The organism is Bacillus sp. HSf4 (assembly GCF_029537375.1).
In the GTDB taxonomy this organism is placed as follows: Bacteria; Bacillota; Bacilli; order Bacillales; family Bacillaceae; genus Bacillus; species Bacillus sonorensis_A.
Window position 1 is genome coordinate 4,280,276 of record NZ_CP120679.1, and the last position, 26,721, is coordinate 4,306,996.

General features: G+C 45.5%; 22 protein-coding genes and 2 pseudogenes. 9 read left to right on the plus strand and 15 right to left on the minus strand.

The features are described from left to right. The first annotated feature begins 443 nt into the window (after positions 1 to 443). The 5 genes from P3X63_RS22000 to P3X63_RS22020 all read left to right on the plus strand — a co-directional run bounded on the left by P3X63_RS22000 (position 444) and on the right by P3X63_RS22020 (position 5,253). Positions 444 to 1,199 (plus strand): DeoR/GlpR family DNA-binding transcription regulator, encoded by a 756-nt coding sequence (locus tag P3X63_RS22000; protein ID WP_026589379.1) that lies wholly within the window; start codon positions 444 to 446, stop codon positions 1,197 to 1,199. 35 nt (positions 1,200 to 1,234) lie between these two features. Continuing rightward, positions 1,235 to 2,215 (plus strand): aldo/keto reductase, encoded by a 981-nt coding sequence (locus P3X63_RS22005; protein ID WP_481748584.1) that lies wholly within the window; start codon positions 1,235 to 1,237, stop codon positions 2,213 to 2,215. Between the two features lie 253 nt (positions 2,216 to 2,468). Next, positions 2,469 to 3,359, plus strand: a complete 891-nt coding sequence (locus P3X63_RS22010) for a glycerophosphodiester phosphodiesterase (protein WP_077736136.1) — start codon at positions 2,469 to 2,471, stop codon at positions 3,357 to 3,359. A gap of 21 nt (positions 3,360 to 3,380) precedes the next feature. Then, on the plus strand, positions 3,381 to 4,742 hold the full coding sequence (glpT, locus tag P3X63_RS22015) for a glycerol-3-phosphate transporter (RefSeq protein WP_026589382.1): 1,362 nt from the start codon (positions 3,381 to 3,383) through the stop codon (positions 4,740 to 4,742). Positions 4,743 to 5,082: 340 nt separating this feature from the next. After that, on the plus strand, positions 5,083 to 5,253 hold the full coding sequence (locus P3X63_RS22020) for a putative holin-like toxin (RefSeq protein WP_277692086.1): 171 nt from the start codon (positions 5,083 to 5,085) through the stop codon (positions 5,251 to 5,253). 97 nt (positions 5,254 to 5,350) lie between these two features. Here the strand turns inward: P3X63_RS22020 and htpG are convergent, their stop codons facing one another. Beyond that, a complete protein-coding gene (gene htpG / locus P3X63_RS22025; RefSeq protein WP_077735924.1) occupies positions 5,351 to 7,231 on the minus strand; it encodes a molecular chaperone HtpG in 1,881 nt (626 codons plus the stop codon). A 421-nt stretch (positions 7,232 to 7,652) separates the two neighbouring features. Here htpG and P3X63_RS22030 point away from each other — a divergent pair, with 421 nt between their 5' ends. Continuing rightward, positions 7,653 to 9,191, plus strand: a complete 1,539-nt coding sequence (locus tag P3X63_RS22030) for an ABC-F family ATP-binding cassette domain-containing protein (RefSeq protein ID WP_077735923.1) — start codon at positions 7,653 to 7,655, stop codon at positions 9,189 to 9,191. 32 nt (positions 9,192 to 9,223) lie between these two features. On the opposite strand, the gene yidA is transcribed toward P3X63_RS22030, so the two are convergent. The 4 genes and pseudogenes from yidA to P3X63_RS22050 all read right to left on the minus strand — a co-directional run bounded on the left by yidA (position 9,224) and on the right by P3X63_RS22050 (position 12,465). Beyond that, positions 9,224 to 10,036 carry a sugar-phosphatase gene (gene yidA / locus P3X63_RS22035; protein WP_077735922.1) on the minus strand — a complete coding sequence of 271 codons (813 nt, stop codon included), beginning with the start codon at positions 10,034 to 10,036 and terminating at the stop codon, positions 9,224 to 9,226. 140 nt (positions 10,037 to 10,176) lie between these two features. Next, a pseudogene (locus P3X63_RS22040) lies at positions 10,177 to 11,225 on the minus strand (iron-containing alcohol dehydrogenase family protein). Continuing rightward, a complete protein-coding gene (locus P3X63_RS22045; protein WP_277692090.1) occupies positions 11,225 to 11,875 on the minus strand; it encodes an MtnX-like HAD-IB family phosphatase in 651 nt (216 codons plus the stop codon). Before P3X63_RS22045 ends, P3X63_RS22040 begins: the two are co-directional and overlap by 1 nt. Positions 11,876 to 12,003: 128 nt before the next feature. After that, positions 12,004 to 12,465, minus strand: coding sequence for a DUF3052 family protein (locus P3X63_RS22050; protein WP_077735920.1), 462 nt, complete (start codon positions 12,463 to 12,465; stop codon positions 12,004 to 12,006). Between the two features lie 194 nt (positions 12,466 to 12,659). Here P3X63_RS22050 and P3X63_RS22055 point away from each other — a divergent pair, with 194 nt between their 5' ends. Together P3X63_RS22055 and P3X63_RS22060 are read left to right on the plus strand one after the other, a co-directional pair. Beyond that, complete coding sequence (locus tag P3X63_RS22055; protein WP_481748585.1) at positions 12,660 to 13,592, plus strand: iron-hydroxamate ABC transporter substrate-binding protein; 933 nt, start codon at positions 12,660 to 12,662, stop codon at positions 13,590 to 13,592. A 600-nt stretch (positions 13,593 to 14,192) separates the two neighbouring features. After that, complete coding sequence (locus P3X63_RS22060; RefSeq protein WP_077735918.1) at positions 14,193 to 14,561, plus strand: VOC family protein; 369 nt, start codon at positions 14,193 to 14,195, stop codon at positions 14,559 to 14,561. A 22-nt stretch (positions 14,562 to 14,583) separates the two neighbouring features. Here the strand turns inward: P3X63_RS22060 and P3X63_RS22065 are convergent, their stop codons facing one another. From P3X63_RS22065 to P3X63_RS22100, 8 genes and pseudogenes are all read right to left on the minus strand, one after another. Then, complete coding sequence (locus tag P3X63_RS22065; RefSeq protein ID WP_026589391.1) at positions 14,584 to 14,733, minus strand: FeoB-associated Cys-rich membrane protein; 150 nt, start codon at positions 14,731 to 14,733, stop codon at positions 14,584 to 14,586. Positions 14,734 to 14,750: 17 nt separating this feature from the next. Then, a complete protein-coding gene (feoB, locus tag P3X63_RS22070) occupies positions 14,751 to 16,763 on the minus strand; it encodes a ferrous iron transport protein B (RefSeq protein WP_277692095.1) in 2,013 nt (670 codons plus the stop codon). After that, a complete protein-coding gene (locus P3X63_RS22075) occupies positions 16,760 to 16,990 on the minus strand; it encodes a FeoA family protein (RefSeq protein WP_481748567.1) in 231 nt (76 codons plus the stop codon). Before P3X63_RS22075 ends, feoB begins: the two co-directional genes overlap by 4 nt. 160 nt (positions 16,991 to 17,150) lie before the next feature. Next, on the minus strand, positions 17,151 to 18,236 hold the full coding sequence (locus P3X63_RS22080) for an acyltransferase family protein (RefSeq protein WP_277692097.1): 1,086 nt from the start codon (positions 18,234 to 18,236) through the stop codon (positions 17,151 to 17,153). A 149-nt stretch (positions 18,237 to 18,385) separates the two neighbouring features. Continuing rightward, positions 18,386 to 20,269 (minus strand): FtsX-like permease family protein, encoded by a 1,884-nt coding sequence (locus P3X63_RS22085; RefSeq protein WP_277692099.1) that lies wholly within the window; start codon positions 20,267 to 20,269, stop codon positions 18,386 to 18,388. Further along, a pseudogene (locus tag P3X63_RS22090) lies at positions 20,244 to 21,007 on the minus strand (ABC transporter ATP-binding protein). The gene P3X63_RS22085 and the pseudogene P3X63_RS22090 overlap by 26 nt, the downstream one beginning before the upstream one ends. 91 nt (positions 21,008 to 21,098) lie before the next feature. Then, entirely contained in the window at positions 21,099 to 22,106 is a 1,008-nt protein-coding gene (locus P3X63_RS22095) for a sensor histidine kinase (protein ID WP_026589396.1), read from the minus strand. Then, positions 22,103 to 22,810, minus strand: coding sequence for a response regulator transcription factor (locus tag P3X63_RS22100; RefSeq protein ID WP_026589397.1), 708 nt, complete (start codon positions 22,808 to 22,810; stop codon positions 22,103 to 22,105). The genes P3X63_RS22095 and P3X63_RS22100 overlap by 4 nt, the downstream gene beginning before the upstream one ends. Before the next feature lie 166 nt (positions 22,811 to 22,976). Here P3X63_RS22100 and P3X63_RS22105 point away from each other — a divergent pair, with 166 nt between their 5' ends. Continuing rightward, on the plus strand, positions 22,977 to 23,342 hold the full coding sequence (locus P3X63_RS22105; RefSeq protein WP_026589398.1) for a DUF1093 domain-containing protein: 366 nt from the start codon (positions 22,977 to 22,979) through the stop codon (positions 23,340 to 23,342). Between the two features lie 32 nt (positions 23,343 to 23,374). Here the strand turns inward: P3X63_RS22105 and P3X63_RS22110 are convergent, their stop codons facing one another. After that, the gene (locus tag P3X63_RS22110; protein ID WP_026589399.1) at positions 23,375 to 25,060 is read right to left on the minus strand and encodes a methyl-accepting chemotaxis protein; all 1,686 of its coding nucleotides are present in this window, start codon (positions 25,058 to 25,060) and stop codon (positions 23,375 to 23,377) included. A 163-nt stretch (positions 25,061 to 25,223) separates the two neighbouring features. Beyond that, positions 25,224 to 26,633: an alanine/glycine:cation symporter family protein gene (locus P3X63_RS22115; RefSeq protein ID WP_035428697.1), complete on the minus strand. Its 1,410-nt coding sequence runs from the start codon at positions 26,631 to 26,633 to the stop codon at positions 25,224 to 25,226. Between the last annotated feature and the right edge of the window lie 88 nt (positions 26,634 to 26,721).

A 26,721-nucleotide genomic window follows, 5' to 3' on the forward strand; every position in this document is an offset into this window, starting at 1 on the left:
ACATCCACTGGTACAGATGGGGCAGGATCCAATCATTATGAATGAACTCGGGAATATCCCTTCATTACATAACCGATTTTTTGAAAAAGAGTTAAATTAAACGCTTACAAAAACTTGACCAATACAGCTTCGTCAAAAGAACCGCAACGTCATGACGTTTTATCTGGCCCCAAAAGTTTTGATTAATATTATCACGTTTTGGTCATTTCTTGGTTATATTCTAATCTGATCCTACCCATAAGTCAATCACAAATAAATAAATTTTTTCTTTTATAATATTTGAAGAAAACCTTAAAACTATTTATATAAACATTGTATAATAAAAAAGAATAGGGTAAATCTTGCAAAGTATAACCACCAATGTTATCATTTCTTAAGCAATTATTGGTCAACTTTTGGTTTTTTCATACCTAAATTAAAGTTTCTAGAAGGAGATTTTTGATATGAAATTAATGCGGATAAAGGAGATGGAAGAATACATTTTGACTAATGGCACCGTTTCATTAGATGAACTGTGCCAGGTCTTCAATGTCTCTAAAAACACGGTCAGACGCGATATCAACAAATTGACCGAAAAAGGAGTCATTAAAAAAGTATACGGCGGCGTAACAGCTATTGAAAAAACGGCGTTGGTCCCTTTTGAAAACCGGACGATCCAAAACAAAGATGCGAAAACAAAAATAGCGCACTATGCTTCCCGTTTTATCGAGGACCATGACCTGATTTTCATCGATTCCGGAACAACGACACAATCTATTTTGGAAACTCTTGACCCAAATAAAAATGTAACCGTTTTAACGAACAGTCTGGATATCATCAATGCCGCCGCTGCCATGAAAAACATCAACTTGATCATCATCGGAAACAACTATAAACGGAAAACGCAGTCGTTTGTGGGAATGGATGACCCCAGCACTTTGGATAAATACAATATTAACAAAGCTTTTATGTCAGCCACCGGAGCAACACTTACCCACGGTCTGACAAATTCCGACCTGCTTGAATATGAAATCAAAAAAAAGATTTCCGAAAAAGCAAAAGAAGTGTATTTATTGGCCGATCACACCAAATTCGGCAAATCCACTTTGCTGACATATGCGCATTTCGAAAGGCTGCATTGCATTGTAACATCAAAACCGCTCGATGAAGAATATAACAAATTTTGCAAAGAGCATAAAATTGAAATTCATCTGGCGTAGCATTTATAGTAAAAGTGAGCTGCTTGGCCGGCATGATGAAAACGGCCGGCCAATCATTTATCTTTCAGGAGGGGAAAAAAGTGCAAAAAGTAAGAATTGGCAAGTCAGATCTTCAAGTATTTCCGATTGGTTTAGGCACGAATGCAGTAGGAGGCCACAACCTTTACCCGAATCTCAATGAAGAAACGGGCAAAGAGCTGGTGCGGGAAGCGATCAAGAATGGCGTGAATTTCCTGGACACCGCCTACATATATGGAATCGGCCGCTCTGAAGAGCTCATCGGTGAAGTCCTGCGCGAATTTAACCGCGAAGATGTGGTCATCGCCACAAAGGCCGCTCATAGAAAAGAAGGGGACGACTTTGTCTTTGACAACTCTCCGGCATTTTTGAAGAAATCCGTGGACGAAAGCCTAAAACGTCTGCAAACAGACTACATTGACCTTTTCTATATCCATTTCCCTGATGAAAAAACACCGAAAGACGAAGCCGTCGGAGCCCTTCACGAGCTGAAGCAGGAAGGAAAAATCAGATCGATCGGCGTCTCCAATTTCTCCCTCGAACAGCTGAAAGAAGCGAACAAGGACGGACTGGTCGATGTTCTGCAGGGTGAATACAACCTGCTAAACAGGGAAGCTGAAACGACATTCTTCCCGTATACACAGGAGCACAACATTTCGTTCGTTCCGTTTTTCCCGCTCGTATCCGGTTTATTGGCTGGAAAATACACCGAAAATACAACATTCCCTGAAGGCGACCTTCGAAGAGAAATGGAAAATTTCCAAGGCGACCGTTTTAAAGAAAACATCAAAAAAGTGAATCAGCTCGCTCCAATTGCTGAAAAACACAATGTCGGCATCGCTCATGTCGTGCTGGCTTGGTACTTGGCAAGACCGGAAATCGATATTTTAATTCCTGGTGCGAAACGGGCCGATCAGTTGATCGACAACTTAAAAACGGCGAAAATCAACCTTTCCGAAGATGATTTTGCCTTTATCGATCAATTGTTTGCGCGCTAAACCACTGTTAAAAAACCTATCTGCTAAGATAGGTTTTTTTCACGAAAACAATTGACAGCGCTTCCATTTCTGATATGATAGGAAAGAAGTTAATAAGAGTGACGGAGAAAACAGGAGATCCACTACAAGAACCTTAGATTGAGAGGTTTTTTTGTGGATCTTTTTTCTTTGTCCGAAGAGGAGGGAAGTCGGCCATGTAAAAAAGCAAATTCACGTGCAAACAGCAAAACAATCTGAAAGGAGAGATGATATCATGAAACGATTTTTCCGAAATGCTGTCATGACGGCCGCGCTGATTGGAGCGGGTTTCGGCGCCGGGATTCATGCTGAAGCAGCCGCACCGGCCCACAAGCAGCTTAACCCGAATCACATTTTAAATGTCGCCCACCGCGGTGCATCCGGGCACGCGCCTGAACATACCCTCTTGGCTTATGAGCTTGGGCAAAAAATGAAAGGCGATTACATAGAAATCGATCTGCAAATGACAAAAGACGGCGAACTGGTTGCGATGCATGATGAAACATTGGACCGTACCACCAATGGAACCGGGTATGTCAAAGACTATACGCTGGAGGAAATCAAAAAGCTTGATGCCGGCTCCTGGTTTAATGAAAAGTATCCTGAACTGGCCAAGCCGGTATATGCCGGGCTCAAAGTTCCTACTCTCGAGGAAGTGATCCAAAGGTTCGGCAAAAGCGCGCGTTATTATATTGAAACGAAATCGCCCGAAGTCTACGACCACATGGAAGAAAAATTGCTGGATATCCTTGATCAGTACAAATTAACAGGACCTAATCTTCGTTCAAGCAAAGTCATCATACAATCCTTTAGTCCGGAAAGCTTAAAAATCATTCATCAAGCAAACCCCAACATTCCGCTTGTGCAATTGTTGTGGTATGACAAACCCGCTTCCATCACGGATGCTGAACTGGAGGCATATCAATCATACAGCGTCGGCCTCGGCATGAACTATGACCGCATCGATCAAGCGTATGTTCAAAAAGTACGGAGCCACGGGTTGTTGATCCATCCGTATACCGTGAATGAAAAAGAGGACATGAAGAGACTGCTCGATTGGGGCGTGACGGGAATGTTCACCAATTTCCCCGACCGTCTTCAAGAGGTTTTAAATGACAACCAGTAATCGATAAGAAGGAGAAAGACCATGCTTAAACTGTTTAAACCTGCTCCGCCGATTGAAAGATTGCCGGAAGAAAGAATTGATCCTGAATACAAGAAACTCAGACTGCAAGTGTTTCTCGGTATTTTCATCGGCTATGCGGCGTACTATTTGATTCGCAAAAACTTCTCGCTTGCCATGCCTTATTTGATTGAAGAAGGATTTTCAAAATCGGCGCTCGGTTTTGCTTTATCCGCACTTTCGATTTCCTACGGGCTCAGCAAATTTGTGATGGCCACCATATCGGACAGAAGCAATCCGAGAATGTTTCTGCCGGCGGGACTGATTCTTTCCGCCGTTATCAGCCTGCTGATGGGGTTTGTTCCGTTCTTTACCTCATCCATCGCCATTATGTTTATCATGCTGTTTTTAAATGGCTGGTTTCAGGGAATGGGATGGCCGCCATCAGGACGCGTCCTTGTTCACTGGTTTAGTGTCAGTGAAAGGGGAAATAAAACGGCGATCTGGAATGTCGCCCACAATGTCGGCGGAGGGCTGATGGCGCCAATCGCCGTCGCAGGCGTGGCTGCCTTCTCCGGAATCGCGGGGAACTCTGTGACAGGCTATGAAGGGGTCTTTATTCTGCCGGCACTCGTCGCCATTGTCGTTGCCTTGATTAGTTACCTGCTGATTCGCGACACTCCGCAATCGGTCGGGTTGCCGCCGATCGAAGAATATCGCAATGATTATTCAAGCAAAGAGAAAAAAACGTTTGAAACGGAATTATCGACAAAAGACATCCTTTTCAAATATGTGCTCAATAACAAATGGGTATGGGCTATCGCGCTCGCAAACATTTTTGTCTACTTCGTCCGCTACGGCGTCTTAGACTGGGCGCCGACCTATTTAAGCGAAGAAAAAGGATTTGATATGAGCAAATCCAGTGTCGCCTATTTTCTGTATGAGTGGGCAGGCATTCCGGGCACCCTGCTTTGCGGCTGGATTTCGGATAAATGGTTTAAGGGGCGCCGGGGGCCTGCTGGCTTTGTCTTTATGCTCGGGGTATTGATCGCCGTGCTTGTCTACTGGTTCAATCCGGCGGGCAATCCGATGATCGACATGGCTTCATTAATTGCCATCGGCTTCCTCATCTACGGCCCGGTCATGCTGATCGGTCTGCAGGCGCTTGACTTTGTTCCGAAAAAAGCCGCCGGGACTGCGGCAGGATTAACCGGCCTGTTCGGCTACTTGGGCGGAACCCTGACAGCAAACGCCTTAATGGGGGTTATCGTTGATGCATCCGGCTGGGATGCGGGATTCACTCTGCTCACAGCTTCATGCGCCATTGCGGCCATCATCTTCGCCATGACTTGGAATGTAAGGGGTCAAGAAGTCGTCAAACATTAATTTCACAAAAAAAGATCCGTCTCTAAACTCCTGAGACGGATCTTCTTTGTGATTTCCATGGTTTTTATGGTTTATTCATGCTATTTAAGACAACCAATTTAAGTCAGTTCGTGTTTTGTTCCTTGTGGACTTGCCGTTCTCCCCATGGACCATATCTTTTTCTTGGAACAGTCATTTTGTCGTAAGGATCAGTCACCGGTGACAGCAGCAGCCCCGGTACACCCAGCCGATAAAAAACGAAAGCAATGACTGCTCATTGTTTCCTTCTGGGATGTTCTGCTGAATACGAGCAAAGTAAAATGAACAATAGATTCAGCTTCATAAGGGCGGGGGTGAGAGTATGGCAGTTGAAAGCGCAATCCAACTCATGCTTATTTTCGGCATTTTGATTGTGGCCACCATGTCATCAGACAAAAAAAGTAAGACCGTCCTGGCCGCTAAACGAAGACGATCTTACTTTCAGGCTGAAGCTGACTCCTTTACAGGAGCTATTCTATTGTCGATCGGTTAGATGTTCCCGCTACTATAATGCTCAGGAGCATATTCAATATATAAGGTTCAAAAACAAAATTAGGCTGTCGTGAATTTTAGAAAACCGGTCAGCCGTTTTAGGCCATCACTTTGCATATATCATTCGTAAACTCGACAGGGTCGTCGATCGGCAGGCCTTCGATCAGCAGCGCTTGGTTGTAGAGAAGACCGGTGTATAAGCTGAACTTTTCTTTATCGTTTTCAAACGCGGCCTGCAATGTGTCAAATACCTCGTGATTTGTATTGATCTCAAGCACTTTATCCGCTTTGACATGCTGATTATCAGGCATCGCATTTAGAATTTTTTCCATCTCAATGGTGACTTCGCCGTCAGCCGCGAGACATACGGAATGGGTTTTTAATCGTTTTGACGGCCTGACGTTTTTCACCTTGCCTGATAAAATGTTTTTCATTTCCTCAAACAGCTCTTTATATTGGTTCTCATCTGCATCTGATTGGTTTTGATCATCTTCTGATTCAATACCAAGGTCTCCGCTTGATACGGATTTAAATTCTTTTTCTTCGTAATTCGCCAGCATTTTGATGGCAAATTCATCGATATCTTCCGTGAAATATAAAATTTCATAGCCTTTCTCAGACACAAGCTCTGTCTGTGGAAGCTTTTCAATCCGCTCATACGATTCGCCAGACGCATAATAAATATATTTCTGATCCTCAGGCATTCTTGACACATACTCATCAAGCGTCACAAGCTTTTTCTCTTTGGACGAGTAGAACATTAAGAGGTCCTTCAGCACGTCTTTGTTGGCGCCGAAATCATTGTAGATGCCGAACTTAAGCTGTCTGCCGAATGATTGGTAAAAAGCCTCATACGTGTCGCGGTTGTTTTTCAGCAGGCTTTTCAGCTCGTTTTTGATTTTCTTGCTGATGTTTTTGGCGATCAGCTTCAGCTGCCTGTCATGCTGGAGCATCTCTCTTGAGATGTTGAGGGATAAATCCTCTGAATCGACCATACCCTTGACAAAGCTGAAATGATCCGGAAGCAGATCCGGGCATTTGTTCATGATCAACACGCCGTTTGAGTACAGCTCCAAGCCCTTCTCGAATTCTTTTGAATAGTAGTTAAACGGAATGTTTTCCGGAATAAACAGGATCGCCTGGTATCTCACCGCACCGTCGACGCTCGTATGGATATGGGCGAGAGGCTTGTCAAATCCGTAGTGCTTTTCCGCATAAAACGCTTCATAATCCTCATCTGTCAGCTCGGTTTTATTCTTTCGCCAAATCGGCACCATGCTGTTGACCGTCTGTTCTTCCTGAACTTCTTCAAATTCATTTTCGGCGTCCTCTTTCGGCTTGTTGACGGTGACATCCATCTTGATCGGATAGCGGATGAAATCAGAGTATGTTTTGATGATGTTTTTCAGCCGATGGACTTCCAAGTATTCTTCATATTGTTCATCCTCAGTGTTCTCTTTCAGCTTCAAAATGACATCTGTTCCGACCGATTCCTTTGTGCACGGCTCAATCGTGTAGCCGTCCGCCCCGGCGGACTCCCATTTATACGCCTCATCACTGCCGAGCGCCTTTGTGATGACAGTGACAACATCAGCCACCATAAAAGCGGCGTAAAAGCCGACGCCGAACTGGCCGATGATATCGTGCCCGTCTTTCGGTTCATTTTCATGTTTAAACGTAAGGGAGCCGCTTTTGGCGATCGTTCCAAGGTGCTCCTCGAGCTCTTCCTTTGTCATGCCGATCCCGGTGTCCGATACGGTCAGTGTTCTGTTTTGTTTGTCGGCCGAGATTTTAATGTAATAATCATCTTTGTTAAACGTCAAAGCGTCGTCTGTGAGCGCTTTATAGTAAATTTTGTCGATGGCATCGCTCGCATTTGAAACAAGCTCTCTTAAGAAGACCTCCCTTTGGGAATAAATCGAGTTGATCATGATGTCCAGCAATCTTTTAGACTCTGCTTTAAATTCTTTTTTAGCCACCTGTTCTCTCTCCTTTTTGATTGAAGAATATGTAGATCAATGGTTGCTCTTTTGTTCACATCTTAAATATCACACCGCATAGCGGATGTCAATATATAGGCATGCCGGATTGACATCCCGCCTCCTTCTTCATATAATTTGATGTGAAGGAAATGTTAACTAAAATGAGGTGGAAAGGAATGGAAATCTTATCAACTGTTCTTATTAGAGATTTGGCTTAAGATGGGAGAAGTCTGCCCTTTTTTAGAAAGCCATCTCGTGAACAGTTTGATACGGTTTCAAATCCTTTCTTGCTATATTTGATATGTAGTGGGTAAGGTGTGTTCGCCTTACCCGCTTTTTTATACAACAGGATATTGATGGTTCACGCTGTTCTCTTTAGATGGCTTATGTTGAAAAAAGCCAAAAGGAGAGAATCACCATGAGTATTGTTCAAGCTGCGAATCTCACTTATATGCACGGGGATCGCATCATTCTTCAAAACGTCAGCTTTCGCCTGCTGAGGGGTGAACACGCCGGACTCGTCGGTCGAAACGGAGCCGGCAAGTCGACCTTTCTCCGCCTCTTGACAGGAAGCCTTTTGCCCGACAAGGGAAACATTGAATGGCTGCCAAGCGTACGGCCCGGCTATCTTGAACAACATGCCGGACTGACGAAGGGCACGACCGTTCTTCAATACTTGGAAAAGGCGTTTCATCACCTATTTGCCATGGAAAAAGAAATGAATCTGCTTGCAGAACAAATGGCAGATGCCGCTTGCAACCTGGATGGCCTGCTGAAAAGGTACGGTGATCTCCAGGCTGAATTGGAGAAGTCGGGATTTTACCAAATCGGCGCAAAAATTGAGGACACCGCACAAGGCCTCGGCTTGACTGAGATTGGACTTGACCGGGATGTCTCACATTTAAGCGGCGGCCAGAAAACAAAGCTCCTTCTGGCCAAACTGCTGCTGGAAGAACCAGAAGTTCTTTTATTGGATGAACCGACGAATTACTTGGATCGCGGACATATCGACTGGCTGACCGGCTATTTGAAAAATTACGAGCATGCCTTTGTCGTCGTCTCCCATGACGAACGCTTTTTATACGAGATTACAGATGTTACGTTTCACTTGGAACATCAGACCATTAAGCGGTATTCCGGCGGCTATCGTTTTTTCCTGAAGGAATATGAACAAAACACAGCGCAGATCAAAGCGGCTTATGACAAACAGAGCAGAGAAATCGAGAAGTTGGAGGCCTTCATTGATCGCAACCGGGTGCGGAAAGCAAAACAGGCCAAAAGCCGCGAAAAAGCGTTAAGCAAAATCCAACGCATCGAAAAACCGGAGGACCGTCCGGCCCCCCGCTTTGAATTCCGGACGGAAAACAACCCTTCTATGACCGTTCTTGAGACAAAACAGCTGGAGATTGGCTACGCTGAGCCGTTGCTTATGCCGCTTTCCCTCACCGTGAAGCGGGGCGATAAAATCGCCGTCATCGGTGAAAACGGCGGCGGAAAGTCGACATTGATCAACACGCTGCTCGGCGGCCTCAAGCCTTTAAGCGGCACTGTATCAGCCGGACAGCATATAAGAGCCGCATATTTCAGACAGGAAAGCAGCGGTTCGTCCAACACACCGCTTACAGAAATGCGGACGCGCTTTCCCGATGCGTCGGAAAAAGACATTCGCCACAAGCTTGCGGCAGCCGGCTTGACAAGAGAACATATCGCACAGCCGCTCTCCACTCTGAGCGGAGGCGAACAGGCAAAAGTTCGCCTTGCGGAGCTGATGCTGACCAAAAGCAATCTGCTCGTTCTTGATGAACCGACAAATCACCTTGACGCATTGGCAAAGCATGCGTTAAAGCAAGCGCTCTGCGACTATAAGGGAACGATTTTGCTCGTTTCCCATGAACCGTCTTTTTATGAAGACTGGGTGACTCATATCTGGCAGATTGAAGCATGGTGTCGCAAATAGGTAAAAGCCGGCCTTTCGAAGGGCCGGCTTTTTTATTTGGACAATACAAGCTCATGAATGGCGTGGGCAACGCCGTTTTCATTATTCGTAAGCGTTTCATAATCGGCCGAAGCTTTTACCTCAGGGATCGCATTCCCCATAGCAACTCCGCATCCCGCCCATTCGATCATGGACATGTCATTTCCGTTGTCTCCAATACAAATCACTTCTTCTTGCGCAATGCCTAATATGTTGGCAAGCTGCTGAACGGCGTTTCCTTTACTTGCGGCAGGATGAAGGATTTCATAAAAAAACGGGGAGCTTTTGACCATCGTGTAGCGCTCCTTGACATCAGCCGGAATAGCGGCGATCGTTCTGTCCAGCTTTTCCGGCACATCAATGTACATCGCTTTTGGCGCCATGATGTCTTCCGGTATCTCCTCCATCGTCCGGAAACGGAGCGGGACTTGGGTGACATATGATTCATATACGGTATACGGACTGATATCCCGATTCGGCGTATAGAGATAAGCCGAATCGAAAAAGTGCATCGGCGTATCCAGCTTTTCGCTGAGCTCATATAGAGATGTGAGATCTTCATAGCCAAGCGTCAGCTCTGAGACAACCTCCTGTGTATGCGTATTTTGAACAAATGCACCGTTATAGGCAATGACATAATCGCCGTCTTCATTTAAATTCAGTTCTTCCAGGTAGCGGCTCACTCCGCCGAGAGGACGCCCTGTGCAAAGGACGATCTTCACGCCTTCCGCTTTCGCCTCTTGAAGCGCATTCCGTACTTCATCTGTTACTTCATGAACGTCATTCAATAATGTTCCATCCATATCGATCGCGATTAGTTTGTACATGTTCCACTCTCCCTGGTTAAATTCGTGACTTCGTTAATGTATCTGGGCCATTTCACCCCTATTTTACCACAGCTGGACACTTTCATTTTTCTTCAAGGCTTGCCCATTAAAAAAACAGTCTCTTTTGAGACTGTTTTCACTTAAAATATGTCCTGGAGAATCGGATCTTCATCAAGCAGGCGGAGCGCTTTTTCGCGATATGCCTCTTCATGCAGGTAAGTGAACCGGTTTGGCTTGATCGTGTGGGAAAGACGGATCGCTTCGCGAAACTCTTGTTTATCAAGCTGAAGTGACTTCACATAATGGAAAAAGCCTGTCCTTGTAAACACCTTTTCCATCCTCTCAGCGCGGTGATTCTGGACATGGGCCATGATGTAGGTGGCGACTCCCACTTGAATGCCGTGCATCTGCGGTTTTTTGGAAATTTTGTCGAGCGCATGGGAGATGAGATGCTCAGAACCGCTGATAGGCGCGCTGTTTCCGCTGATTTCCGTCGCGATGCCGCCCATCGTCAATGAACTGACCAATTCTTTTAAAAAGATCGGCTGTTTAATATCCTGCATCGGCGTTCTGACAAAGCTGTTCACCGCCTTCTTGCTGAGCATGGACGCAAAAGCATTGACATCGCCGACACCGTGCCGTTCTTCAAACTCCCAGTCATAAAGGGCAGTAATATTGGACATCAAGTCGCCGATGCCTGCTAAAATAAAGCATTCCGGCGCCTGTTGAATGATTTTTAAATCGGCAATAATTCCATATGGAACCCGCGCCGGAACCGTCGTTTTTTTCCCTTCAACCTGAAGCGAACAATTGCTGCTCGCAAAACCGTCATTGGATGCCGACGTCGGAATGCTGATAAACGGGATACGCTTGAAAACGCGATGTATTTTCCGCAATCGACGACATATCCCCCGCCCATGGCAATGATGACATCATCATTCCCAATGGAAAATGCCTGCTCTAAGAGCTCCTTGATGTCCAGGTTTGGAGCCAGCAGAACGGCTTCGATTTCGACCTTTTGAAAAGTCGCTTTTAATGAATGCTTATACTGCTGATAGGAAAAATCGTCAAAAAACATGATCGCCTTTTGAAATTGCTGCTTTTCCAGAATCTCATCCAAACGGCCGAGCACACCTTCGCTAATGTCCAATACAGCGGGAATGGCTATACTGGTAACTTGGCGCGGCATCAGACGATGCGCCCCTTTTCTTTCAAATATTGCTCGATATCTGCAAATGTATCAACTGCTACAAACGGCACACCCTGATCCCGCAAAAGATCTTGAAGCGCATCTTTTGCAAACGTCACATTCGCAAACTTCGCCGGATGGGAGTCCGGTTCACTGTCACCCGCAAAATAAATCGTCTCATACTCTTCTTTCAGCTTCCGGATCACCTTTGATTTATCAATGCCGTAGCGTTCAGAGTAGTGCCAATGGTTTTCATCAATGGTCATATGAACATTGTCTTCTTGGAAAAAGCCTTTGTTTGAATACACCTCGACATCTTTAATGCCGTATTTCTGTAAAATATAATGAATATAATAATCGGTGCCGGCGCTCAGGATGAAAAAGTCGCCCCCGTTTTCCTGGACATGCTGAATGAAGTCTGGCACATACTCGTCAATCGGAATGGAGTGGATGTCATGAATGATGGTTTGTTCGTTTTGATTGATTGAAGCAAAAACGGTGCTGAGAAATTCAATATCTTTCAATTCGCCGGATTTCCACTTCTTATACAATTCACGGCCTTCAGGAAAATATTTATCAATCACCATCCAGTAAAAATCCTGTTTGGAAATCGTCCCATCAAAGTCTGATACAAATGCCCATTTCTTCATGCTGCATACCTCTTTTCTATTTAAAAGATTAGATTCATTATACAGAAAGTTTGTGAAGTGTTGAACATAATAATATTTCTTTTTTGTGTACACAAGATGAACATTATTTTAAAAATGCCTTTTCCTTGTTATGATTCTTTCTCTGTGCGCTGTTTACCTTTTTTCGTTACTGCAAAAGTTCGTTTCATTGTCTTGATGTTTTCCGCTTTCCGAAACCTGAGCGCTGACCAATCTTCATCAATGGCGATTTGACGGACGGGCTCATAGCCTTGATCGGCAAGCAGACCGGCTACCGTATCACGGCTGCAGTCTGAATGGTAAGCCTTGGACGATTTTTTCGGATAGCAAAGCCAAAACAAGCCATCCTCCGCCAGATGCTGCTCTGCTTTTATAGCGGAGTCCTGGAGCTTTTCATTTGTCACGCCAAAAACTTGAACAAAGTCATATTTTCCGTCTTCAGCCTGCAGATGGACTTCGCCTTGAAATGCTGCCGTGATGTCACCGTAAGAGTCGGGCGCATTTAAAATGAGCACGGGCTGCCCGAAGTCCTTAAACTGCAATTTTTTGATCACCGGATGTGTTTCTGCCATCTCTTATCAGTCCTTTTTATGTTTATAGTAACAAATTATCCAAAACAGCCGTAATCATACAAAGCAAAAAAGTGATAGACGAATGAGGGCTTTTTTGCTATATTTGCTTTGATAATGCGAATCATTATCAACTAGATGCTTTACATACACAGGAGGGTCAAGTGAAAAAACGATCATTTATTATAGGTTTTGTTATGATGTTATGTTTATTGGTCAGCGCATGCAGCAGTGCATCGCAATCAAGCGGAAACAGCGGCAATGAAAAAGCGTCCGAAGAAACGACAAGAACGTACAAGTCGACGCGCGGAGACGTGGAGATCCCGACACATCCAAAACGCATCGTGACAGACCATTACGCCGGTGAATTGTTAACTGTCGGAGCAAATGTGGTCAGTTCAGGTTCATGGAGTTTCACCAATCCGTTTTTGCAGGATAAGCTGAAAGATGTCACCGATCTGGGCGATCCGATCAATGTGGAAAAAGTCATGAAGCTCAAGCCTGATTTAATCGTCGTTATGAAAGATGACAATTACGATAAGCTCTCGAAAATTGCGCCAACCGTTGTGATTCCTTATAACACGGGGAAAAATGTGCAGGAAACGGTGAAGATGTTCGGCGATGTGGCAGGCGCCAAAAAAGAAGCCGACCAATTCCTCGCCGACTTTGAAGAGCAAGCAAAAGCCGCAAGGGAAAAAATCGCCAAGGTGATCGACAAAGACGCCACATTCGGCATTTATGAAAACACGGACAAAGGCAAGCTGTGGGTATTCAACGACAACGGCGGCCGCGGCGGTCAAGCCATTTATAACGCACTCGGCTTAAAAGCGCCGGAAAAAATCGAAAAAGACATTATTCAAACAGGAGAAATGAAAGAAATCTCCATGGAAGTCCTGCCTGAGTATGCCGCCGACTACATGTTCGTCACAGATTATAACCCGAACGGCGACAGCAAAACACTCGACAAACTGAAGGAATCTTCCATCTGGAAAAACTTAGACGCCGTCAAAAACAACCGCGTCTTCATCAATGATTTCGACACCTACTATCCATACGATCCGATCTCTGTCAGCAAGCAAGTTGATTTGATCACGGAGATGCTGGTGAAGCGCGCAGAGGAGAATAAGTAAAAAAAGCTGGGAATCCCAGCTTTTTTTATTGTTTTCTGTCCTGGATGTTCGACAACTTAAAAGCAAAATTAAAGATGAAACAGAAAGGAACGAAGAATAGAATAAACATCAATATTTGATTTAATAATCCTTTCAAAGTAAATGGATATGACATGTCACCAAGGAGAAAAGATAACATCATCCACACGATAAAGATAGGAAACACCGCTTTTAAGCCAAGCCCCCTCTTCTTTCTTAACAAACCTTTACTCACGAGTCTAACAGAATAATAGCCGTTGCCAATGAAAAAAAGGATTTCGATATCTCGTATGCAGTCGTGATAAAGATGGAAATAAAGATCAGTGAGAGAAGGAGCACAAACCCTTCCATTCCTATTTTTCGTTCCTGCTCAGCCTTTTGCTGATCTCTCTGACTTCCGCCCACTTTCTACTGTTTTCCATTTACGCCAATAGAAGTCATATTACCAATAAACATCCATGAAAACAATGATTGAACAAGAACACCGCCGCTCCCGTTTCACGTGAAACAAAAACCGAAAAAATCGATATATTGGGATTCATTGTGTAAAATAACAATAATAACAAAAAGGGAGAGATGATGATGGGAATCGAAAAGGTTGGACAAATCGGGGTGCCGGTTCAAGACTTAGAGCGGGCTGCGGCATTTTATCAGGATGTATTGGGCCTGTCCCTTTTATTTCGGACAGATCGCATGGCCTTCTTTGAATGCGGCGGGCTTCGGCTTCTTCTCAGCCTCCCGGAAAAAGACGAATTTGCTCATGAAAGCTCCGTCATTTATTTTCAAGTGGAAGATTTGCCGGCAGTATATGATGAAATCGCAACAAAAGGCGTTTCTTTTCCGATAGAACCGCATATGGTGGCGAAAATGGAGCAAACGGAAACCTGGATGGCTTTCTTTGAAGATACCGAAGGAAATACCCTCGCTTTGATGAGTGAAGTGCAAGTCTAAAAGACAAAAACAGCTGAACACCTCAGCTGTTTTTCACATTCTCACAAGCGGATTGACAAGAACGATTGAGTTCACAGGCGGCGCATTTCCCCTTCCGGCTTCTTTTGACAAGCTTAACAAGCGTCCATGCCGCATAGCCAAAGATGAGCCCCCCGATGATCAGATTAAACAACTCCGCCACATCCTTCCTTATGATAATCCGAGTAATTTCCCGCCCTGATAGATGAGGAACGTGATCGCATAAGCAATCATTAACCCATAAACAATCGACAGGAACATCCATTTTTTCGAGTTCGTTTCTTTTTTAATCACGGCTACCGTTGCCAGGCAAGGAACGTATAGCAGAACGAACGCCATGAATCCGTAGGCGGCCAGCGGTGTAAATTGCTGTGCCATCATGCCTTGCAGCTGGGATTCAGGTACAAAATAAATAATGCTCATGGAAGCGACGACGACTTCTTTTGCTAGAAAGCCTGTTAAGAGCGAGGCGGCGGCCTGCCATGTGCCAAATCCGAGCGGCATCAATAACGGAGCGATCACACCGCCGATCATTGCCAAAAAGCTGTCATCCATGTCAACGCCCGTTCCGCCCGGCCCTGTATAAGATAAAAGCCAAATGAGAACAGATCCGCCAAAAATGTAGGTTCCGGCTTTGCGGACGAATCCTTTTCCTTTTTCCCAAGTCGAGCGCCATAATGTACGGGCTTGAGGCAAACGGTACGGCGGCAGCTCAATCACAAAAAACGATGTTTCTTCTTTCAGCTTCGACGATGACAAAAATTTTGCCAGCACCAATGCCGCAGCGATCCCCAGAACATATAATGACAGCACGACCAGCGCCTGGTGCGCCGCAAAGAAGGCGCCTGCAAACAGCGCATAGACCGGCAGCCTTGCCGAACAAGACATAAAAGGCGTCAGCATGATCGTCAGCAGCCGTTCTTTCGGCTGTTCAACGGTCCGGGCCGCCATAACCCCAGGCACATTGCAGCCAAAGCCGATGATCAGCGGAATAAAGGCTTTGCCGTTTAACCCGATCGCCTCCATCAGCCTGTCCATTACCATCGCCACCCGCGCCATATATCCGGAATCTTCAAGCAGCGAAATAAAGAAGAATAAAATAAAGATTTGCGGTACGAAGACTAAAACACCGCCTACACCGGCAATAATGCCGTCAAGAATCACCGCCTTGATAAACGGACTGGCAGCCATGGCCGTCAATGCTGAAGTCGTCCAATCTGTCACGGGTCCGCCGATCAATCCGTCAAGCGCATCAGACAACGGTACACCGAGCCAGTCAAATGTCAGCATAAACATGAGATACATAAACGCCAAAAAAATCGGAATCCCCAGCACCTTATGTGTCACAATCGCATCCACGCGGTCGGTCAAAGTCTGTTTTTGTCCTGAGCGAAGCTGCACAGAAGATGACAAAGCATGATCGATGTACTGCTCCCTGACATAGTAAATATGCTGATGCAGCGATTTGGCGGCTTCTTCTTGCTTAAGGCGCTCTTCGGCTTCCTTGGAAATGTCTTGTAATCTCGTTCGGTCAGCTGTTGCTTCCAGCTGTTCTTTCATTTTTGAGTTGCCCTCTAAATATTGCAGGGCCATCCAGCGCTTCGGCACGCCGGAGCGGTCCGGAATGACGGCTTCAATCCGGGTGATCGCTTGTTCCAGTGTACCGCCGTAGTTGATCATCAGCGGCTTTGGCGGCTCCCCTTTGCTTGCTGACAGATGGCGGCTCAGCTCATCACACCCTTTGCCGCTACGAGCCACAATTGGGATGACCGAAACGCCAAGCGCTTCCGACAATTTCTCATGGTTGATCAACATGCCGCGCTGTCTGGCTACATCCGTCATGTTTAAACCGATCGTGAGTGGCTGTCCAAATTCAAGCAGCTGAACCGTCAAATGCAAATTGCGCTTCAGCTGTGATGCATCGACAATATTTAATATTTCTGTAAACGATTCCTTCAATAAAAAGTCGGTGACGACCCCTTCATCACGCGATAGAGGGCTTAACGTATAAACTCCCGGGAGGTCGATCATCATTCCTTTTGTATGGCGGAGCATTCCCACTTTTTTCTCTACGGTCACTCCGCTCCAGTTTCCTACGTATTCATAGGAACCTGTTAATGCATTAAACAGCGATGTTTTACCTGTATTCGGATTCCCGAAAAGTGCGATTTCCTGACGGGTCATAGTTTTTCAACCCTTATCTTTTTTGCATCCTGCAGCCGGATGCCGACCGACTGTCCGCCTGTCTCAAACATGAACGGGCCGCCAAACGGCAGCTTCCGCTTGATGCAGATTTCAGCATTTTCTTTCATGCCGAGATGAATAAGCCGGCGCTGAACCAATTCATTGACCTCTGAAAAATCTATCATTCTTGCTCTCTCTTTTTGTTTTAAATCGGCTAAAACCATCATCGATGCCTCCGTCTGAAAATGATAATCGTTATCATACTATGATTATAGGTAATAAGTTTCCTTTTCACCAAACGAACATATGTCAAAATCAGAACAATTTTTCCAATCAAAAAAGCGAAAGATCAGCTCCGGGTATTTTTCCGGCTCTGATCTTTCCCCCCTAGCCTGCATGGTGCTGCACTTTTGGCTCTGTTCTCTGCCGCTTCGGCTGATATATTTTTCCGACAAACATATATCCATATTTCAATTTATTGACAGACCAGGACACGAAAATGGCTGCACCTGTGCCGCCAAAGAAAAGCAACGCCACAGCCGGCACCGGACTGATGCTGTTGATCCCGCTTAAGACGGCCATTCCGATAATCAGAAAAAAAGCGTGCAGTAAATAAATAGAGAAAGAATAGTTGCTGATGAACATGATTAGTCTCGGCACTGCAGTCAGCTTTGAAAACAGATGGAAGCATAGGAAAATGATGCTTATTGAGTAAAATAAAATATCCGGGCGCTTGGATGTAATCGCGATGTTTTCGCTGAAATAGGATATCGCAACGATTGACACGGCCGTGACAACAGCCGCGGTATATACCGCATACCGGTATTGATCCAATAGGGCCAAAAAGCGCTTGTAGTCTTTCCCGCAATAATAGGCCAAACAAAAATAGAACAGCCACCCGGGAAACGGCACCCATGAAAACGGAAACGAGGCCTGCTCCTGTACGACGGGCGGGTTGATAAACGTAAAATAGCATAAGTAGGCGGCGTTGACCGCAAAAGAAACGGAAAGCACCCATTTCGGTGATGCCTTTTGCAAAAAAGAGTGGAAGCACATATGCAAAAGATAAAATTGAAAGATCACGAGAATAAAATAGCCAATGAAATTCCCGAGAAAAATGTTGGCCAAAAGCTTTTGAACAATCGCTGCTGCATGAAACTGCTCCATCATCAGACCCGCCGTTAAAAACGCATCGAGAACGGCAATAAATAGAAAAGGGATAAAGATCGTTTTAAACCTCTTTTTTAAAAAACCTTCCGGAACACCGTCGGAATAAGCATGGGCCAATAAAAATTCGGAAATGAATATAAATGCCGGCGTGCTGAACATCAGCAGGGTCCGAAAAGACTCAATGACATGAACTGTATCCCCGAGCATTTCTTCCTGGAGAAACATCACCATCGATATCGCATGAAGCAAAACCACGCTTAAACAGGAGATACAACGAAGTACAAAAATTTCTTTCACTTGCACAACTACCACTCCTCTTTCAAATTTGAAATAATATCAAATTAACATAATCATCCAAATAAGGGAAGAGGCGAAGTGCTTAGGCATGTTTATTCACCTTGAGTCAGCCGTTTGCAAGAAAAAAAAGATTAGACAGCTGTCTAATCTTTTGGCTAAATTGCCGCTTTAATCTGCTTCGTATAGTAGAAGCGGACAATGAAAAAGTAGAACACCTGGATCGCAAAAAAGATCCCGAGAACCATTGCCGATTCCTTGAAAAGATTATAACGGAACGCATGTGATAAAGCGGTGAGCGCAACCGCTCCATGGACCAGGGCGACAACGATCGGCGCAAAGAAAAGGATGCCGATTTGTCTGCTCAGTACTTTTTTGAGCTCGCGGTCTGTCAGACCCATCTTCGAAATGGACTTGAACTTCTGTTTATCATCGTCAAGATCTGTATAAAGACGGAAGTAAAGGAAGCTGCCTGCGGAAACGAAAAAGACGATGCCGATAAACAATCCTACGAATAAGATGGGGCCATACCCTCTACTGATATCATATACCTCATAATCGACAGCAACGAACTGAAAAGGATCTAATTTTTTCGCCAGCTTCTCTCCGGCTTCAATCACTTGCCTGTCATTTTTGTCCTGAGCCTGCCATGCATAGAACCATGTTTCCCTTTTTGGTTTTCTCAGCTTCTGATAGTCGCTGTCTGTCACAACGTAATAAGAGCCTGTTTCAGGCAATGCCTTTGATCGAACGACTTGATCAGCGTGAATCTTTCTCTCCGGGGTAAGGGTGATCGGCTGCTTAAGCAAATCACTTCCCCCGCGGTCTTCTCGTTCGTCAAATTCGACTGCCGCGGCTTTTCCTTCTTGAAGCTTGATTTGCTCCGCACCGATAAGGACAGCGAACCGGTTATAATCGGATTGCTTGACGATCAGCACGCTTTCGCCGTTGATTTCGAAATACTTTAGTAACGCTTCGGCTTTTTCTGTTTGAATGTTCTTCTCTTTCAATGTTTCATCAATGAACACGACATCTTTTTCAGTGTTTTTGTTATTTTCCCCGGCACTATACGTGAATGTATTGGGGTTCATTTTTTTCATCCCGCCGGTCAAAAGGGTTTGAAAACCGTATAACGTGCCGATGGCGCTGAACGCGACGGTCGATATGATGGCCACCATAAAAAACGTCCGCGCATTGTCTTTCATCCGGAAAGAAAGGTCGGAAAATAAAATCATGTTCGTTTTCCGCCAAAACAAGCTCTCCCGCTTTTTAAGCCGGCGAATGACAAATACGCTCAACTGTGTAAACAGCAAATATGTTCCGAGAATGACGACAATTGTCACCGGAAGCATCGCTATAAAAACGCCGTTTCCCTTTGCAGCCAAAGCGACATAATAGCCTGAAGCCAACAACAAAGCCGCAAGCAGCGTCAGCAGGACGGATGCCTTCGGCTCGCCTTTTGACTTCTGATTTCCTTTCAGCAAATGGATCAACTTTTCACTGCGCAGCACAAATGATACGAGAAAAGAAATGAATAAAAACAGAGCAGTAAAGGATATAAACGTGACAATGATCGCCAAAAGCGGAAAATAAAAATTGAGCTTGTTTTCAATAATCAGCACATTTTCGGCTGCAAGCAGGATTAATTTTGCAAATACAAGTCCAAGGACAATCCCGCCAATCGTCGCAAAAAAGCCAATCAACATATTTTCCAAAAATACCATCGTGCGGATCTGGCGCATCGACATCCCCTGAATCATTAAAACGCCGAATTCCTTTCTTCTCGATTGCAGGAATGAGCTCATCGAGTACAATACAAAGAAAAAAGAAAAGACAAAGATAATGCCGCCGGCTACAGAGAGACCTCCGGACGCCTTCTGTCCCATGCCGGTGCTGAGGGAATCCCCGCCAAGAGCCGGATGGAATGCAAATATCGCAAATGTAAAAAACACCATCACCGTGAACATGCTGCTGAGAAAATAAGCGGCATAAAGCCTTTTGTTGCGAATGACGTTGTTAAACGCGAACTGACGAAAGGTCATGTGCATCCCCTCCCAGCAAAGAAAGCGTGTCGAGAATCTTTTGGAAAAAGGCCTGACGGTTATCGCCGCGGCTCATTTCCGAATACAGCTTTCCGTCTTTAATAAAGACGACCCGGTTGCAGAAGCTGGCCGCTTGAGGATCGTGCGTGACGAGCAGCATTGTCGTCTTCTCATTCCGGTTGATTGATTCAAGCATTTCCATGACATCTTTTGATGACTTCGAATCAAGATTTCCCGTCGGTTCATCGGCAAGCAGAAGCTTCGGCGAATGAATCATCGCTCTGGCTACGGCAGCCCGCTGCGCCTGTCCTCCTGATATCTCGAATGTGCGCTTTTTCATGATGTGCGTGATGCCGAGTTTTTCGGCTAAAGCGTGCGCTTTCCGCTTCATCTCTTTGACCTTTTCTCCATCCAATGTCAACGGCAGGACGATGTTTTCTTCCACCGTTAATGTAGGCAAAAGGTTAAAGTCCTGAAAAACAAATCCAAGCTCTCTCCTGCGGAACTTGGCCAGCTTTTCTTTTTTAAGCAAATGCGGATTTTTCCCGTTGATCAGGATTTCTCCTGTCGTCGGTTCATCGATGGTCGCAATCATATTTAACAGGGTCGTTTTCCGCTTCCGGAAGGACCCATGATGCCGACAAATTCCCCTTCTTCAATCGTCAGGTTAATATCGGTTAACGCACGGTATGCGATTTTTCCTTCATAAATTTTACTTGCTTGTTTGACATGAAGCATCACAAGATCTCCTTTCACATTTCACTTTCGATCTGTGACCAGTTTATCGAAACGGACGGATAGCCAGCTATCGATTATTCTTTCACTTTCATTACATCGATGTAAGGTTTTGCGTCTGTGTGAAGATCGTGCGAACCGTCGTACCCTTCCCTTCCTCTGACTCGAGTTCAAGCCGATGGCCGAGCTGGTCGGCCGCCGTTTTTGCCAGGTAGAGGCCCATGCCCGTCGATTCTCTGAATTTACGGCCGTTTTCCCCTGTGAAGAACGGATCGAATACGCGGTTTTGATCTATTTTCGGGATGCCGGCACCGAAGTCTGTCACTTCCAATACCGCTTCACCGTCTTTTTCATCAAGCGAAATGATGATGGTATTGTTTTTTCCCGCCGAATATTTCACCGCATTATGAATGAACTGAGTCAGCATGAAAAACAGCCACTTTTCGTCCGTTTCGACAATAATGCCTTGCCTTTGCTCCTGAAACTTAGGATACACCTGATTGCGAATATAAAACCGCTTGTTTTCCTGATTGACCTCATGGACAATATCGGCCAACACAACCGGTTTAACGTGGAAATCCTGTTCGATTGTACGCAGGCGGGCCATATAGAGGATGGTATTCAGCCCGGTTTTGATTCGCTCCGTCTCCTCGCGGATGCTTGATGATTCCGGTTCATCCAAATTTTGCGCCGTCAGCTCAATCACAGACAGCGGCGTTTTCATCTGGTGAACCCATTGATCCATAAAGGTCAGATGTTCTTTCTTTCCGCGCTCCAGTTCCTTCAATTCATGTCGATAATGTCTGTACTGGCTTTTCAGCAGCTGTTCAAGCGCTTCTCCCAGAGGAGACAGGGGCTGACTCGTTTTTTGAAAGGTGTCATCCAGTGACGCGAGGGTGCTGCCAAGGCGCTGATAAAAGGTGCGGCGCGTATAGTAGTGATAGACAAGGTAGCTTCCCAAAAGGAAAAAACCGAGAAAAACGGCATACAAAGCAGGCCTGATGTGTCGGTATCCATCAAGCCAGTAGACGAGCAGCATCACGAAAAACTGGAGCGCCTGTACGGCGATCAATAGATAGTGTTCTTTGAAAAAAAGCTTCATTCCTCTCCCGCCTTTACCCATGATACATTCAGGCGGTAGCCGGCGCCTCTTACGGTTTCCACCGCATCATCAATATCAAGCTCCTGAAATTTTTTGCGGACGCGGGCTATATTGACATTGAGCGTATTTTCATCAACATATGCCTGATCATCCCACAGCTTGGCCAGCAAATCTTCCCGGCCCGAAATCCGCGGGTGCCGCTCCATTAAGCTTTCGATAATATCGGCTTCTTTTTTTGTTAAAGATGCCGTTTTGCCTGCAAAACTCAATTCGAGCCGTTCCGGAAACAGCCGCAGCCCCTCTTTTTCAAGCATCCGCTCCTCGGATTTTGCCGCATATTCCCCGTAAGCGCGGCGAAGCTGGCTGCGGATTTTCGCCATGACAATCTCGGAGTGAAACGGCTTCGTAATAAAGTCATCCCCGCCGTTTTCCAAAGCCATCACCTGATCCATTTCACCCGTACGCGCCGAAATAAACAGCACAGGGCAAATCGATTCCCGGCGTATTTGCCGGCACCAATAATAGCCGTCAAAGCTCGGCAGATTAATATCAAGCAGCACAAGATCAGGCTGTTCGCTTCTGAACTGGTCCATGATATGGTCAAAATCCTCGACGACAGTGACATGATATCCGTATTTAACAATGTGGGTTCTTAATAAATCCGCAATCTTCGGATCATCTTCAACGATCATGATGTTTTGCATTGTCTGTCTCTCCTTTGTTTGGCTATATTATGACATGAAGCTGTCTCTTTCACAAAACCGGCCAACCTTACAATCGTGTAAGGAAACTGTCATATGAATCCATTTCTTCTGCTTTACTTTTTTTATAAAATTGTGCCAGACAACGCTGAAAGAGGAGTAAAGTGCCATGAAAAAACCGAATGCAAAATGGCTGGCTGCGGTTCTCATCGCCGTCGCTGCGGTGTTTGCATTGCAAAAGCTGACGGGCGGTCTTGTCCCGATAGCCGATGAGGTGATCCAAAGCATGCAGCAGCATGAATACTACGCAAAAACGACGGAGAACGCGGTAACATTCAAGAATGGCAAATATGTCTATCAACTCACCGGATTTGATGCAGGCGGAAACGGACAGCCATTCAAAACAGAGCTCGACCATAAGCTGCACCCGGGCGCATATTTGAAAATCAAAGCCAGGGGGACAAAGGAAAGCCGCATGTTTGAAATCAAAAAAGAGGCGGTGCCTGAAGGGGCTTTGGCCAAACTGGAATCATGAAAATCCCCACCTTGGGAGATGGGGATTTTGGTTTAATATTTAAAACGATTGATCACCGTTTGCAGCTCTTCAGCCAATTGCGACAATGATTCTGCCGCATATGAGATTTCCTCCATGGAAGCAAGCTGTTCCTGCGTTGAAGCAGCAACGGTGTTTGTGCCGTCTGACGTTTCTTTTGTACCAGCCGCCAATGTCTGAACCGTATTCTGGATCACTTCGACACCTGATGTCAGCTGTTGCGTGGACGCTGCCACTTCTTGTATTTGCGAAGCAACCTGTTCCACCAGATTGAGAATTTCATTGAAATTCCCGGTTGTTTCCCTTGAAAGAGCAATACCCGAGCTGACGTTCTCTTGTACAACTTTAATATTATTGACCGTTTCCACCGATTCATTTTGGATGGTTGATACCAATGCTTGTATGTGAGTGGCCGATTGATTTGTTTCATCCGCCAATTTTCTTACTTCTTCCGCCACAACGGCAAACCCTTTTCCTTGTTCTCCGGCTCTGGCCGCCTCGATCGCCGCATTCAGCGCCAGCAAGTTCGTCTGCTCGGAAATATCTGTGATCAAAGAAGAAATATCTCTGATCTCGGCAGTGCTTGCCACCAATGCCTTAAGGCCGTTTCCGGCCGAATTGACGGATTTGTCAATGAAATTCATTTGATCCAGCATTTTATGGACGGATTCAGAACCGATTTCTGCTTTGTCTTTCATCGAAGAAGAAAGGTCCGCGATGCTGCCTGTATTTGCAGCGACAGAGGAAAGGCGCTCCAACAATTCATTAATCGATTCCGAGCTTTTTTCGGTCATGGCGCTTTGCTGCGTATTACTGTCGGCGATCGTCTGCATCGCTTCGGAAATATGTTCGGAGGTTGACTTTGATTCTTCCGCGCTCGCAGACAATTCTTCCGATGAGGCTGCGACCTGTTCAGACGAGCTGCTGATCTGCTTGACAATTTGTGTTAATGAGTCGACAAAAGCATTGAACGAATGGGCCAGCTGACCGAATTCATCTTTATTTTTGACAATGACTTTTTTCGTCAAGTCCGCTTCTCCATGCGCAATGTCCTCCAGCTGCTTGTTAAGGCTTCTGAGCGGCACCATAATCGACTTCAAGAGCAATAGGCTCAGGATCACGCCTAAAATGGCTGATACACCTGTAATCGTGATGAAGAACCACTCGCTCATTTTCCCATTATCGCGAATTTCAGCTTTTAAGTCTTTGACATCCTCGTCAAGGCTGTCCACCAGTTTATTGACAGACGGATCCAATACTTCTTTTCGCAGCGATCTTTCTTCACCGAAGTGGATGGATTCTGCTTTCTTCGGACTTGAATCATAAGTTTGCAGTACTTGTTGATTTAAAGCCCAATAATCCGTAAAGTTTTGTTTAATTTCTTCCACATTCGCTTCATATTTTTCATCATGAATCAGGCCTTTGACCCTGTCGAGACTTTTTAAGACATCATCGGCCTTCTCCTTCATTCCATCGCCATATTCCTTATCACCGGTAATGATAAAACCTCTTTCATCATTTGATAATCCAGTCAACCGATATTGGATGTGCTTGACCTCTTTTTGGAACTCCATTTTGTCCTTCAGCACTTCATTCTTGCCGACCGTCGAAGAGATCACCAAAACGGAGGAAACGCCAATTCCAATGATTGAAATGACTAAAATCGAGATGATCCCCAGCAATTTCGTTTTCACTTTCATCGTATTTATCCTTCCTTATCTATGTCATAAAAAAATGTCCTGAAACAAACTTACGTCCCTATTATCGACATTATTCGTCAAATTTTGAGGTCATTTGTGAACAGACTGATCGCGGTTTTTTTAGGACAAAAAAGGTTCTGCCGGGTGAGCAGAACCTTTTGAATCAATGAATTTGTCTTTCTATGGAATGGACATTTTGATAGAAATGATGAAAATAATCATTTGTTTCCGCTACAATCACTTTCCATAATAGAAGAATGGCGATTAAATTCGGAATCATCATCAGCGCGTTGGCCATATCGGCAAATGCCCATACTGTGACAAGGTTGGCGACCGTTCCTATTCCGCAGGCGAGTATATAAACGAGGCGGTATCCTGCGATTCCCTTAGGACCGGCCAGGTACTCGAAGCACTTTTCACCATATACATACCAGCCGACAATCGTCGAAAAACCAAAGAAGATAACGGAAAGCGAGACGATATACTCTCCGGCTGCTCCCAGAACAGAGCCGAACGCTGCGCTTGTCAATGCCCCGCCCTCCAGGGTGCCGTCATGGGGAACGCCGGAAATCAATCCGCCGGAAGGGTCCCAGAAACCGGTAATGAGCAGGGTTAAACCGGTCATCGTACACACCACGATCGTGACAATAAACGTACCGGTCATGGCGACAAGCGCTTGTTTCACCGGGTGATCGGCTCTGGCATTGCCTGCGATCAATGCTGCTGTACCAAGACCCGCCTCATTTGAAAAAATACCGCGGGACACACCGTTGCGAATCGCTTCAGATACGGCAATTCCAAGAAAACCGCCGGTCGCCGCTACAGGGTGGAACGCATAATCAAAAATCAGTTCAAAAGCCGGCACGATCCTATCGTAGTTCAAAATCAGGATCAAGATCGCCCCGCCCATATACAAGAATGCCATGATCGGCACAAAGAAGCTGGCAACGGTGCTGATCCGCTGAATGCCGCCGAAAATAATCACGCTGACAAGAATGACTAAAATCAACCCTGTCACCCAGTTGGCCATGCCAAAGCTGTTTTGTGTCACATCGGCGATTGTGTTGGATTGCACACTGTTTCCTATTCCTAAAGCGGCAAAGGCGCCAAACAGGGCAAAAGCGACCGCCAGCCCTTTAAACTTGCGGCCGAGCCCGCGTTCAATATAATACATCGGCCCGCTTGAATATTCGCCCTTATCATTTTTGACGCGGTACTTGACGGCGAGCAACGCTTCCCCATACTTCGTCGCCATCCCTAACAAACCGACAATCCACATCCAAAAGATTGAACCCGGGCCGCCTAGTGTCAAAGCAGTTGCCACACCGGCGATATTGCCGTTTCCAATTGTGGCAGCGAGCGCTGTCATAAGCGCTTTAAAATGACTGACATCGCCTTCAGCAGCCGCATCCTTGGCGTCTTCTTTTCCAAACCCTATCTTAAACGCATAGATCAGGCGGCGAAATTGCAGTCCTTTTAAAACAATCGTTAAAAATAAGCCTGTCCCAAATAATAAAATTAAACTGGGCGGCCCCCATAATACATGATTAATCTTTCCTAGTATCTCTAACATATCCAAACGACTCACTCCTGACAAAGATAGCGCTTTCATATCGCATGAGATATTCTATCATAATGAAAAATCGTTATGTTTGTGAAAC

Coding starts and splice junctions, on each gene's coding strand:
- P3X63_RS22060 (WP_077735918.1), top strand. CDS start 14,193: ATGGGAATCGAAAAGGTTGGACAAATCGGGGTGCCGGTTCAAGACTTA.
- P3X63_RS22005 (WP_481748584.1), top strand. CDS start 1,235: ATGAAAACGGCCGGCCAATCATTTATCTTTCAGGAGGGGAAAAAAGTG.
- yidA (WP_077735922.1), bottom strand. CDS start 10,036: ATGTACAAACTAATCGCGATCGATATGGATGGAACATTATTGAATGAC.
- P3X63_RS22030 (WP_077735923.1), top strand. CDS start 7,653: ATGAGTATTGTTCAAGCTGCGAATCTCACTTATATGCACGGGGATCGC.
- P3X63_RS22105 (WP_026589398.1), top strand. CDS start 22,977: ATGAAAAAACCGAATGCAAAATGGCTGGCTGCGGTTCTCATCGCCGTC.
- glpT (WP_026589382.1), top strand. CDS start 3,381: ATGCTTAAACTGTTTAAACCTGCTCCGCCGATTGAAAGATTGCCGGAA.
- P3X63_RS22055 (WP_481748585.1), top strand. CDS start 12,660: ATGATGTTATGTTTATTGGTCAGCGCATGCAGCAGTGCATCGCAATCA.
- P3X63_RS22000 (WP_026589379.1), top strand. CDS start 444: ATGAAATTAATGCGGATAAAGGAGATGGAAGAATACATTTTGACTAAT.
- P3X63_RS22115 (WP_035428697.1), bottom strand. CDS start 26,633: ATGTTAGAGATACTAGGAAAGATTAATCATGTATTATGGGGGCCGCCC.
- P3X63_RS22110 (WP_026589399.1), bottom strand. CDS start 25,060: ATGAAAGTGAAAACGAAATTGCTGGGGATCATCTCGATTTTAGTCATT.
- P3X63_RS22010 (WP_077736136.1), top strand. CDS start 2,469: ATGAAACGATTTTTCCGAAATGCTGTCATGACGGCCGCGCTGATTGGA.
- P3X63_RS22020 (WP_277692086.1), top strand. CDS start 5,083: ATGGCAGTTGAAAGCGCAATCCAACTCATGCTTATTTTCGGCATTTTG.
- P3X63_RS22075 (WP_481748567.1), bottom strand. CDS start 16,990: ATGATGGTTTTAGCCGATTTAAAACAAAAAGAGAGAGCAAGAATGATA.
- P3X63_RS22050 (WP_077735920.1), bottom strand. CDS start 12,465: ATGGCAGAAACACATCCGGTGATCAAAAAATTGCAGTTTAAGGACTTC.
- P3X63_RS22100 (WP_026589397.1), bottom strand. CDS start 22,810: ATGCAAAACATCATGATCGTTGAAGATGATCCGAAGATTGCGGATTTA.
- feoB (WP_277692095.1), bottom strand. CDS start 16,763: ATGACCCGTCAGGAAATCGCACTTTTCGGGAATCCGAATACAGGTAAA.
- P3X63_RS22095 (WP_026589396.1), bottom strand. CDS start 22,106: ATGAAGCTTTTTTTCAAAGAACACTATCTATTGATCGCCGTACAGGCG.
- P3X63_RS22085 (WP_277692099.1), bottom strand. CDS start 20,269: ATGACCTTTCGTCAGTTCGCGTTTAACAACGTCATTCGCAACAAAAGG.
- P3X63_RS22045 (WP_277692090.1), bottom strand. CDS start 11,875: ATGAAGAAATGGGCATTTGTATCAGACTTTGATGGGACGATTTCCAAA.